Raw genomic sequence first — 12495 nt, 5'->3', positions numbered from 1 at the left:
GTTTTTTGTCACTATACGTTGACGCAACACACCCGAAAAGGGCATCATTCGATGCCCTTTTTTCTACGCTGTGGTGCTAGAACCTATCTCATCAGCGATTTATACGTCATAATCACTGGTGAGATAGGCTCTGAGATATAGCGTAAAACACCGAATTGCGCTCGAGTAGAGCATCGATCGGTTTGGTTTGCCTCGCAATGCGAGGCAAAGTTGTTTGTTCTGAATCATTGTGACGGGTTGGTTTATGAGTGCGAATACCGAGGCTCAAGGGAGCGGGCGCGGCCTGGAAGCGGTAAAGTGGCTGGTTGTTGCCGTTTTGTTGGTTGTAGCTATTGTCGGTAACTATTATTACCGTGCATACAGCCTGCCGTTACGCGCGTTAGCCGTAGTAGTTATTATCGCAATTGCAGGCGCAGTGGCTTTACTGACCACCAAAGGCAAGGCGACAGTTGCGTTTGCTCGTGAAGCGCGCACCGAAGTACGTAAAGTCATTTGGCCTACGCGCCAGGAAACATTGCATACCACACTGATCGTTGCTGCGGTGACTGCCGTTATGTCTCTGATTCTGTGGGGGCTGGATGGTATTTTAGTCCGCCTGGTATCTTTCATTACTGGCTTGAGGTTCTAAATGTCTGAAGCACCTAAAAAACGTTGGTACGTCGTTCAGGCGTTTTCTGGCTTTGAAGGCCGCGTAGCGCAATCGCTGCGTGAGCACATCAAATTACATGACATGGAAGAACTGTTTGGCGAAGTCATGGTTCCGACCGAAGAAGTGGTTGAGATTCGTGGTGGCCAGCGCCGTAAAAGCGAGCGTAAATTCTTCCCGGGTTATGTGCTGGTACAGATGGTGATGAATGACGCCAGCTGGCACTTAGTTCGCAGCGTTCCTCGTGTGATGGGCTTCATTGGCGGAACGTCAGATCGTCCTGCACCAATCAGCGATAAAGAAGTCGATGCGATCATGAATCGCCTGCAGCAAGTGGGTGATAAGCCACGTCCGAAAACATTGTTTGAACCAGGCGAACTGGTACGTGTTAACGACGGTCCGTTCGCGGACTTCAACGGTGTGGTTGAAGAAGTCGATTACGAAAAGAGCCGCTTAAAAGTGTCTGTTTCCATCTTTGGCCGTGCAACACCGGTCGAACTGGATTTCGGGCAGGTTGAAAAAGGCTAATAACACTGTTCTGAATATTCATTAGAACAGATGTTGTACAGGGCGCGAAATTGAACTATAATTTCGCGCCTTTTGTTTTTATGCGCAGCCTCTGCGTGTGAAAAGTATAAAGTACTGTAGATAACGGGGAGCCTCTTCAAACAGGCGATATTACCCAAACGAGGATATTTACCATGGCCAAGAAAGTACAAGCCTACGTTAAGTTGCAAGTTGCAGCCGGTATGGCAAACCCAAGTCCGCCAGTTGGTCCAGCTCTGGGTCAGCAAGGCGTGAACATCATGGAATTCTGTAAGGCGTTCAATGCTAAGACTGATAGCATGGAAAAAGGCCTGCCAATTCCTGTTGTTATTACTGTTTATTCTGACCGTTCTTTCACCTTTGTTACCAAAACCCCTCCTGCAGCAGTACTGCTGAAGAAAGCGGCTGGTATCAAGTCTGGTTCCGGCAAGCCGAACAAAGACAAAGTGGGTAAAGTAACGAGTGCTCAGGTTCGTGAAATCGCAGAAACCAAAGCTGCGGACATGACTGGTTCTGACGTTGAAGCGATGACTCGCTCCATCGAAGGTACTGCTCGTTCCATGGGCCTGGTAGTGGAGGATTAATAGAATGGCTAAGCTGACCAAGCGCATGCGCGTGATCCGTGACAAAGTTGATGCTACTAAACAGTATGACATCACCGAAGCCGTTGCTCTGCTCAAAGAGCTGGCCACTGCTAAATTCGTAGAAAGCGTGGACGTTGCTGTTAACCTCGGCATCGACGCACGTAAATCTGATCAAAACGTTCGCGGCGCAACCGTACTGCCACACGGCACCGGTCGTTCTGTTCGCGTTGCCGTCTTCACCCAAGGTGCAAACGCTGAAGCTGCTAAAGCTGCAGGCGCTGAACTGGTTGGTATGGAAGACCTGGCAGACCTGATCAAGAAAGGCGAAATGAACTTCGACGTTGTTATCGCATCCCCGGATGCAATGCGCGTTGTTGGCCAATTAGGTCAGGTTTTGGGTCCACGTGGCCTGATGCCTAACCCTAAAGTTGGTACTGTAACTCCTAACGTTGCTGAAGCAGTTAAGAATGCTAAAGCAGGTCAGGTTCGTTACCGTAACGACAAAAACGGCATCATCCATACCACTATCGGTAAGGTTGATTTCGAATCCGACAAGCTGAAAGAAAACCTGGAAGCTCTGTTGGTCGCTCTGAAAAAAGCGAAGCCTTCTCAGGCTAAAGGCGTTTTCATCAAGAAAGTAAGCCTGTCCACTACCATGGGCGCAGGTCTTTCAGTTGATCAAAGCGGCCTGAGCGCGGCAGTTAACTAAGTTAGCAACCTGCGTTTATCGCTTTACGCGGGCGATAGATTTGTCTAGAATCTATGGCCCGTTGTTTCGTTAATGCGAAACCAAGATTTTTCGGTTGGAGCCTGGCCTATCCAGGCCTCCGTCCAAGACCGCAGGTGTCCTGAAAGGGACTTAATTCTTCCTGCGTAGACGGTGACAGAGCCTGAAGAAAATATTTCTTTGTCTTTTTTAAAAAGAATTAAGATTTGTCTTTGCTGGATTCTCTGCTCACCGTGTTTGAACGCTTGATATCGATCTCGATAACAAGTGATGTGAGTTCCGGGGATTTTCCCCGGCCAAATCCAGGAGCAAAAAGCTAATGGCATTAAATCTTCAAGACAAACAAGCGATTGTTGCTGAAGTCATCGAAGTAGCCAAAGGCGCGCTGTCTGCGGTTGTTGCGGATTCCCGTGGCGTAACTGTAGATAAAATGACTGAACTGCGTAAAGCAGGTCGTGAAGCTGGCGTTTACATGCGTGTTGTTCGCAACACCTTGATGCGCCGCGTCGTAGAAGGTACTCAGTTTGAGTGCCTGAAAGACACGTTTGTCGGTCCAACCTTGATTGCATTCTCTACTGAACACCCAGGCGCTGCTGCCCGTCTGTTCAAAGATTTCGCTAAAGCGAATGCAAAATTTGAGGTTAAAGCTGCGGCCTTTGAAGGTGAGTTTATCTCTGCGGCTCAAATCGACCGCTTGGCAACTCTGCCTACTTACGAAGAAGCGATCGCACGCCTGATGGCAACCATGAAAGAAGCCTCTGCAGGCAAATTGGTTCGCACTCTGGCTGCTGTACGCGATCAGAAAGAAGCTGCTTAATCAGCCTTTCTTTTCTCGTTTACTTGCTTACGTATAAACTATTTCTGAATTCTAGGAACACTTGAAATGTCAATCACTAAAGAACAAATCATTGAAGGCGTTGCAGCTCTGTCTGTAATGGAAATCGTTGAACTGATCTCCGCTATGGAAGAAAAATTCGGCGTTTCTGCTGCTGCTGCTGTTGCAGGTCCTGCTGCTGCCGCTGAAGCTGTTGAAGAAAAAACTGAGTTCGACGTTATTCTGGCTGCTGTTGGCGCGAATAAAGTTGCAGTTATCAAAGCTGTTCGTACCGCAACTGGCCTGGGTCTGAAAGAAGCTAAAGACCTGGTTGAGTCTGCTCCAGCAGCTCTGAAAGAAGGCATCAGCAAAGACGACGCTGAAGCTCTGAAAAAATCTCTGGAAGAAGCTGGTGCTTCTGTTGAAGTTAAATAAGTTTAACTTCCCGGAGTACAGTCTGTCCTGACAGGCTGATGGCTGGTGACTTTTTAGTCACCAGCCTTTTTGCGCTATATAGAGTGTCAGTGGTGTTTCACACTGTTTGAGCACTGAACTACTCTAATACCTCTTTCTATTTGACGACTTAATATATTGATGCCCCTTGCTGTGGCTCATCCACAGATAATGCACAACGAAATGATTTGAGCGTGATAGAGAACAGGTATGCGGGAAGCGATTCTGCTTTCCGATCGACATAAACGGTGTTGCATGAACTGTCCTTCTCAGGGCAGACAAGATTGGGTCACTGATCAGCGAGCTGAGGAACCCTATGGTTTACTCCTATACCGAGAAAAAACGCATTCGTAAGGATTTTGGTAAACGTCCACAAGTTCTGGACATTCCATATCTCCTTTCTATCCAGCTTGACTCGTTCCAGAAGTTTATCGAGCAAGATCCGGAAGGCCAGTACGGTCTGGAAGCTGCATTCCGTTCTGTATTTCCTATCAAGAGTTACAGCGGTAACTCTGAGCTGCAATACGTTAGCTACCGTCTTGGTGAGCCAGTATTCGACGTTAAAGAATGCCAGATCCGTGGTGTGACGTTCTCCGCGCCATTGCGCGTGAAACTGCGCCTGGTTATCTACGAACGTGAAGCACCAGAAGGTACGGTCAAAGACATCAAGGAACAAGAAGTCTATATGGGCGAAATTCCGCTCATGACCGAAAATGGTACCTTTGTGATTAACGGTACTGAGAGGGTTATCGTATCTCAGCTGCACCGTAGTCCGGGCGTATTCTTCGACAGCGATAAGGGTAAAACCCACTCATCGGGTAAAGTGCTGTACAACGCACGTATCATCCCTTACCGCGGTTCATGGTTGGATTTCGAGTTTGACCCGAAAGACAACCTGTTTGTGCGTATTGACCGTCGCCGTAAATTGCCAGCGACCATCATTCTGCGTGCATTAAATTACACGACTGAACAGATCCTTGACCTGTTCTTTGACAAGGTGACTTACCAGATCCGCGACAACAAGTTGCAGATGGAGCTGGTACCTGAGCGCCTGCGCGGTGAAACAGCTTCCTTTGATATCGAAGCTGACGGCAAAGTCTATGTTGAAAAAGGCCGCCGCATCACTGCACGTCATATTCGTCAGCTTGAAAAAGACGAAATTCAGCGCATCGAAGTTCCTGTTGAGTACATCGCAGGGAAAGTCGTTTCTAAAGACTACATCGACACCAATACCGGTGAGCTGATCGTCCCTGCTAACATGGAATTGTCTCTGGATCTGTTGGCTAAATTGAGCCAGTCCGGTCACAAAACCATTGAAACGCTGTTCACCAACGACCTCGATCATGGCGCGTACATGTCCGAGACCATTCGCGTCGACCCAACCAGCGATCGCCTGAGCGCACTGGTTGAGATCTACCGCATGATGCGTCCTGGTGAGCCACCAACGCGTGAAGCAGCTGAAAGCCTGTTCGAAAACCTCTTCTTCTCAGAAGATCGTTACGACCTGTCTGCTGTTGGCCGTATGAAGTTCAACCGCTCTCTGCTGCGTGATGAAATCGAAGGTTCAGGTATCCTGAGCAAAGACGACATCATTCAGGTCATGAGAAAGCTGATCGGCATCCGTAACGGTCAGGGTGAAGTGGATGATATCGACCACTTAGGCAACCGTCGTATTCGTTCTGTCGGCGAAATGGCTGAAAACCAATTCCGTGTAGGTTTGGTTCGTGTTGAGCGTGCGGTTAAAGAGCGTCTGTCTCTTGGCGACCTCGACACTCTGATGCCTCAGGACATGATCAACGCTAAGCCGATCTCGGCTGCGGTGAAAGAGTTCTTCGGTTCAAGCCAGCTGTCACAATTTATGGACCAGAACAACCCGTTGTCTGAGATTACGCACAAACGTCGTATCTCTGCATTGGGCCCGGGCGGTTTGACCCGTGAACGTGCTGGCTTTGAAGTTCGAGACGTACACCCGACTCACTACGGTCGCGTATGTCCAATCGAAACGCCAGAAGGTCCAAACATCGGTCTGATCAACTCCTTGTCTGTTTATGCACAGACCAATGAGTATGGTTTCCTGGAAACCCCTTACCGCCGTGTGCGTGAAGGTATGGTTACCGATGAAATTAACTATTTGTCAGCCATTGAAGAAGGCAACTTCGTAATCGCTCAGGCGAACTCCAACCTGGACGAAGAAGGCCGCTTCCTGGAAGACTTAGTCACTTGTCGTAGCAAAGGCGAATCAAGCCTGTTTAGCCGCGATCAGGTTGACTACATGGACGTTTCTACCCAGCAGATCGTATCCGTTGGTGCTTCTCTGATTCCATTCCTGGAACACGATGACGCCAACCGTGCATTGATGGGTGCGAACATGCAACGTCAGGCAGTTCCAACTCTGCGTGCTGATAAGCCGCTGGTGGGTACTGGTATGGAACGTGCTGTAGCAGTTGACTCCGGTGTTACTGCCGTAGCCAAACGTGGCGGTATTGTTCAGTACGTGGATGCATCCCGTATCGTTATTCGTGTTAACGAAGAAGAGATGTACCCGGGCGAAGCCGGTATCGACATTTATAACCTGACCAAATACACCCGTTCTAACCAGAACACCTGTATCAACCAGATGCCGTGTGTGAATCTGGGCGAACCAATCGAGCGCGGCGACGTGCTGGCAGATGGTCCGTCAACAGATCTGGGCGAGCTGGCTCTGGGTCAGAACATGCGTGTCGCGTTCATGCCTTGGAACGGTTACAACTTCGAAGACTCCATCTTGGTCTCCGAACGTGTTGTGCAGGAAGATCGCTTCACAACTATCCACATCCAGGAACTGGCATGTGTGTCCCGTGACACCAAGTTAGGGCCTGAAGAGATCACCGCTGATATCCCTAACGTGGGTGAAGCTGCGCTCTCTAAACTGGATGAATCCGGTATCGTTTATATCGGTGCTGAAGTGACTGGTGGTGACATTCTGGTTGGTAAAGTTACACCTAAAGGTGAAACTCAGCTAACTCCGGAAGAGAAACTGCTGCGTGCGATCTTCGGTGAGAAAGCGTCTGATGTTAAAGACTCTTCTCTGCGTGTACCAAACGGCGTTTCCGGTACGATTATTGACGTGCAGGTCTTCACCCGCGATGGCGTGGAAAAAGACAAACGTGCGTTAGAAATCGAAGAAATGCAGCTGAAACAGGCTAAGAAAGACCTGACTGAAGAGCTGCAAATCCTGGAAGCAGGCCTGTTTGCACGTATCCAGTCTGCGCTGGTTGCTGGCGGTGTTGAAGCTGACAAGCTGGGCAAATTGCCTCGCGATCGTTGGTTAGAACTGTCACTGACTGACGAAGATAAACAGAATCAGTTGGAACAGCTTGCTGAACAGTACGACGAACTGAAATCCGAGTTTGAGAAAAAACTCGAAGCTAAGCGTCGTAAAATCACTCAGGGCGATGATCTGGCACCCGGTGTGCTGAAAATCGTTAAAGTGTATTTGGCGGTTAAACGTCAAATTCAGCCTGGTGACAAGATGGCAGGCCGCCACGGTAACAAAGGTGTTATCTCCAAGATCAACCCGATCGAAGATATGCCTTACGATGAAAACGGGACTCCTGTTGATATCGTACTGAACCCGCTGGGCGTTCCATCACGTATGAACATTGGTCAGATTTTGGAAACCCACCTGGGTATGGCCGCGAAAGGTATTGGTGAAAAAATCAATGCCATGCTGAAGAAACATGAAGAAGTTTCTAAGCTGCGCGAGTTCATCCAGCGTGCCTATGATCTGGGCGACGATGTACGTCAGAAAGTTGATCTGAACACCTTCACCGATGACGAAGTATTGCGTCTGGCTGAGAACCTGAAAAAAGGTATGCCAATCGCAACACCAGTCTTCGACGGTGCGAAAGAGACAGAGATCAAGCAACTGCTTGAAATGGGCGGAATCCCAACCTCTGGCCAGATCACACTGTTTGACGGCCGTACCGGCGAGCAATTTGAGCGTCAGGTTACCGTCGGCTACATGTACATGCTGAAACTGAACCACCTGGTTGACGATAAGATGCACGCGCGTTCTACCGGTTCTTACAGCCTTGTTACTCAGCAGCCGCTGGGTGGTAAAGCGCAGTTCGGTGGTCAGCGCTTCGGTGAGATGGAAGTGTGGGCACTGGAAGCATACGGTGCCGCTTATACCCTGCAGGAAATGCTGACTGTTAAGTCCGATGACGTTAACGGCCGTACTAAGATGTATAAAAACATCGTAGATGGCGATCATCGTATGGAACCTGGCATGCCGGAATCCTTCAACGTACTGTTGAAAGAAATCCGTTCTCTGGGTATCAACATCGAGCTGGAAGACGAGTAAGTACTCGAATTCGCAATGATCACAGGGGCACCTGTCTGGCTGGAGACAGTCAGCAGGTGCCTAACAGGTCTAACCCGACGGGAGCCAATCCGTGAAAGACTTACTAAAGTTTCTGAAAGCGCAAACTAAGACCGAAGAGTTTGATGCGATCAAAATTGCTCTGGCATCGCCAGACATGATCCGTTCTTGGTCTTTTGGTGAAGTTAAGAAGCCAGAAACCATTAACTACCGTACGTTCAAACCTGAACGTGACGGCCTTTTCTGCGCCCGTATTTTCGGACCAGTAAAAGACTACGAATGCCTGTGCGGTAAGTACAAGCGTTTAAAACATCGCGGCGTGATCTGCGAGAAGTGCGGCGTTGAAGTGACCCAGACTAAAGTACGCCGTGAGCGTATGGGCCACATCGAACTGGCTTCCCCGACTGCACACATCTGGTTCCTGAAATCGCTGCCATCGCGCATCGGTTTGCTGCTGGATATGCCACTGCGTGACATCGAACGTGTTCTGTACTTCGAATCCTATGTGGTTATCGAAGGCGGCATGACTAACCTCGAAAAACGCCAGATCCTGACTGAAGAGCAGTATCTGGATGCGTTGGAAGAGTTTGGTGATGAGTTCGACGCGAAGATGGGTGCTGAAGCAATCCAGGCTCTGTTGAAAAACATGGATCTGGAAGCAGAATGCGAACAACTGCGTGAAGAGTTGAACGAAACCAACTCCGAAACCAAACGTAAGAAGCTGACCAAGCGTATCAAGCTGCTGGAAGCGTTCGTTCAGTCTGGTAACAAACCAGAGTGGATGATCCTGACCGTGCTGCCGGTACTGCCACCAGACTTGCGTCCATTGGTTCCGTTGGACGGCGGCCGTTTCGCAACGTCAGATCTGAACGATCTGTATCGTCGCGTTATCAACCGTAACAACCGTCTGAAACGCCTGTTGGATCTGGCTGCGCCAGACATCATCGTACGTAACGAAAAACGTATGCTGCAAGAAGCGGTAGATGCTTTGCTGGATAACGGCCGTCGCGGTCGTGCTATCACCGGCTCTAACAAGCGTCCGCTGAAATCTCTGGCAGACATGATTAAAGGTAAACAGGGTCGTTTCCGTCAGAACTTGCTGGGTAAACGTGTCGACTACTCGGGTCGTTCCGTTATCACCGTAGGTCCATACCTGCGTCTGCACCAGTGTGGTCTGCCGAAGAAAATGGCACTGGAATTGTTCAAACCGTTCATCTACGGAAAATTGGAGCTGCGTGGCCTGGCCACCACTATCAAAGCCGCTAAGAAAATGGTTGAGCGCGAAGAAGCTGTCGTTTGGGATATCCTGGACGAAGTTATCCGCGAACACCCGGTACTGCTGAACCGTGCACCAACCCTGCACCGTTTGGGTATCCAGGCGTTTGAACCGGTTCTGATCGAAGGTAAAGCAATTCAGCTGCACCCGCTGGTTTGTGCGGCATATAACGCCGACTTCGATGGTGACCAGATGGCTGTTCACGTACCGCTGACGCTGGAAGCCCAGCTGGAAGCGCGTGCGTTGATGATGTCTACCAACAACATCCTGTCACCTGCGAACGGCGAGCCAATCATCGTTCCTTCTCAGGACGTTGTATTGGGTCTGTACTACATGACCCGTGACTGTGTTAACGCCAAAGGCGAAGGCATGGTTCTGACCGGTCCTAAAGAAGCTGAGCGTATTTACCGCGCCGGTTTGGCCTCTCTGCATGCGCGTGTCAAAGTGCGTATTACCGAAGAGATCAAAAACACCGAAGGCGAAGTTACGCACAAGACGTCGATTATCGACACGACTGTTGGTCGCGCCATCCTGTGGATGATCGTACCAAAAGGTCTGCCGTTCTCTATCGTCAACCAGCCTCTGGGCAAAAAAGCTATCTCCAAAATGCTGAACACTTGTTACCGCATTTTGGGCCTGAAGCCGACCGTTATTTTTGCTGACCAGATCATGTACACCGGTTTTGCTTACGCTGCCCGTTCAGGCGCATCAGTAGGTATCGATGACATGGTAATCCCTGCGAAAAAAGCAGAGATCATCGAAGAAGCAGAAACAGAAGTTGCTGAAATCCAGGAACAGTTCCAGTCTGGTCTGGTAACTGCTGGCGAACGCTATAACAAAGTGATCGACATCTGGGCTGCGGCCAACGAACGTGTTGCTAAGGCAATGATGGAAAACTTGTCTGTTGAAGACGTCGTCAACCGTGACGGTGTTGTTGAACAGCAGGTTTCCTTCAACAGTATCTTTATGATGGCCGACTCGGGTGCGCGTGGTTCTGCTGCACAGATTCGTCAGCTGGCCGGTATGCGTGGCCTGATGGCTAAGCCGGATGGTTCCATCATTGAAACGCCAATCACCGCGAACTTCCGTGAAGGTCTGAACGTACTCCAGTACTTCATCTCTACTCACGGTGCTCGTAAAGGCTTGGCGGATACCGCACTTAAAACGGCTAACTCCGGTTATCTGACCCGTCGTCTGGTTGACGTGGCACAGGATCTGGTTGTTACCGAAGACGACTGTGGCACTCACGAAGGCATCATGATGACTCCGGTTATCGAAGGTGGCGACGTTAAAGAACCACTGCGTGAACGTGTATTGGGTCGTGTAACTGCAGAAGATATCATCAAGCCGGGTACGGCAGATATCCTGGTTCCACGTAACACCCTGCTTCACGAGAAGACGTGTGATCTGTTAGAAGAGAACTCAGTCGACAGCGTGAAAGTACGTTCAGTCGTAAGTTGCGAAACCGACTTTGGTGTGTGTGCAAACTGCTACGGTCGCGACCTGGCACGTGGTCACATCATCAACAAAGGTGAAGCGATCGGTGTTATTGCAGCACAGTCCATCGGTGAACCGGGTACTCAGCTGACGATGCGTACGTTCCACATCGGTGGTGCGGCATCTCGTGCGGCTGCTGAATCCAGCATCCAGGTGAAAAACACCGGTACCATTAAACTGAGCAACCACAAGCACGTTAGCAACTCTAACGGCAAACTGGTTATCACTTCTCGTAACACTGAGCTGAAATTGATCGACGAATTCGGTCGTACCAAAGAAAGCTATAAAGTGCCTTACGGTTCCGTGATGGGCAAAGGTGATGGCGCATCTGTTAACGGCGGCGAAACCGTTGCTAACTGGGATCCGCACACAATGCCAGTTATCAGTGAAGTGAGTGGTTTCATTCGCTTTGCCGATATGGTTGATACTCAGACCATTACCCGTCAGACAGATGACCTGACCGGTTTGTCCTCTCTGGTTGTTCTGGATTCTGCAGAACGTACTGGTAGCGGTAAAGACCTGCGTCCGGCACTGAAAATCGTTGATGCTAAAGGCGACGACGTATTGATCCCAGGTACTGATATGCCTGCTCAATACTTCCTGCCAGGTAAAGCGATCGTTCAGCTGGAAGATGGTACTCAGATTCATTCTGGTGACACCCTGGCGCGTATTCCTCAGGAATCCGGCGGTACCAAGGACATCACCGGTGGTCTGCCACGCGTTGCTGACTTGTTCGAAGCGCGTCGTCCGAAAGAGCCTGCAATCCTTGCTGAAATCAGCGGGATCATCTCCTTCGGTAAAGAAACCAAAGGCAAACGTCGTCTGGTAATTTCTCCGTTAGATGGCAGCGATGCTTACGAAGAAATGATTCCAAAATGGCGTCAGCTGAACGTGTTCGAAGGCGAAGTTGTGGAACGTGGTGACGTCGTATCCGACGGTCCTGAATCTCCACACGACATTCTGCGTCTTCGTGGTGTTCACGCGGTTACACGCTACATCACCAACGAAGTGCAGGAAGTTTACCGTCTGCAAGGCGTTAAGATTAACGATAAACACATCGAAGTTATCGTTCGTCAGATGTTGCGTAAAGGCACCATCGTTAGCGCTGGTGGCACAGACTTCCTGGAAGGCGAGCAGGCAGAAATGTCTCGCGTTAAAATCGCTAACCGTCAGCTGGAAGCTGAAGGCAAAATCACGGCAACCTTTACCCGTGACCTGCTCGGTATCACCAAGGCATCCCTGGCGACCGAATCCTTCATCTCTGCAGCGTCGTTCCAGGAAACCACGCGCGTTCTTACCGAAGCGGCTGTTGCCGGTAAACGTGATGAACTGCGTGGCCTGAAAGAGAACGTTATCGTTGGCCGTCTGATCCCAGCCGGTACCGGTTACGCTTATCATCAGGATCGTGCACGCCGTAAAGCCCAAGGCGAAGTGCCAGTTGTACCGCAAGTCAGCGCGGACGAAGCAACGGCTAACCTGGCTGAACTGCTGAACGCAGGTTTCGGTAACAACGACGAGTAATCGTACGCTGTCGAAACGTTTAAAACCGCTCCTTTGGGGGGTAATGCCGATCAGTTAAGGATCAGTTA

General features: G+C 50.0%; 8 protein-coding genes. All 8 read left to right on the top strand.

The window, feature by feature from the left end:
* The first annotated feature begins 244 nt into the window (after nucleotides 1-244).
* Entirely contained in the window at nucleotides 245-628 is a 384-nt protein-coding gene (gene secE / locus ACLBVC_RS24580) for a preprotein translocase subunit SecE (RefSeq protein WP_034794996.1), read from the top strand.
* Nucleotides 629-1174, top strand: coding sequence for a transcription termination/antitermination protein NusG (nusG, locus tag ACLBVC_RS24575; protein WP_009639145.1), 546 nt, complete (start codon nucleotides 629-631; stop codon nucleotides 1172-1174).
* Between the two features lie 173 nt (nucleotides 1175-1347).
* A complete protein-coding gene (gene rplK / locus ACLBVC_RS24570; protein WP_013577413.1) occupies nucleotides 1348-1776 on the top strand; it encodes a 50S ribosomal protein L11 in 429 nt (142 codons plus the stop codon).
* 4 nt (nucleotides 1777-1780) lie between these two features.
* Entirely contained in the window at nucleotides 1781-2485 is a 705-nt protein-coding gene (gene rplA, locus ACLBVC_RS24565) for a 50S ribosomal protein L1 (RefSeq protein ID WP_410151784.1), read from the top strand.
* Between the two features lie 337 nt (nucleotides 2486-2822).
* The gene (gene rplJ, locus ACLBVC_RS24560) at nucleotides 2823-3320 is read left to right on the top strand and encodes a 50S ribosomal protein L10 (protein ID WP_013577411.1); all 498 of its coding nucleotides are present in this window, start codon (nucleotides 2823-2825) and stop codon (nucleotides 3318-3320) included.
* A 66-nt stretch (nucleotides 3321-3386) separates the two neighbouring features.
* Nucleotides 3387-3752 carry a 50S ribosomal protein L7/L12 gene (gene rplL / locus ACLBVC_RS24555; RefSeq protein ID WP_101080117.1) on the top strand — a complete coding sequence of 122 codons (366 nt, stop codon included), beginning with the start codon at nucleotides 3387-3389 and terminating at the stop codon, nucleotides 3750-3752.
* Between the two features lie 334 nt (nucleotides 3753-4086).
* Nucleotides 4087-8115 (top strand): DNA-directed RNA polymerase subunit beta, encoded by a 4029-nt coding sequence (rpoB, locus tag ACLBVC_RS24550; protein WP_152325371.1) that lies wholly within the window; start codon nucleotides 4087-4089, stop codon nucleotides 8113-8115.
* A 91-nt stretch (nucleotides 8116-8206) separates the two neighbouring features.
* On the top strand, nucleotides 8207-12427 hold the full coding sequence (gene rpoC / locus ACLBVC_RS24545) for a DNA-directed RNA polymerase subunit beta' (RefSeq protein ID WP_410151782.1): 4221 nt from the start codon (nucleotides 8207-8209) through the stop codon (nucleotides 12425-12427).
* Nucleotides 12428-12495 lie beyond the last annotated feature (68 nt).

The organism is Rahnella selenatireducens, from assembly GCF_046449555.1.
GTDB lineage: Bacteria > Pseudomonadota > Gammaproteobacteria > Enterobacterales > Enterobacteriaceae > Rahnella > Rahnella selenatireducens.
The sequence above is the reverse complement of the archived record's forward strand: the minus strand, read 5'-3'. Positions and strand labels throughout refer to the sequence as shown.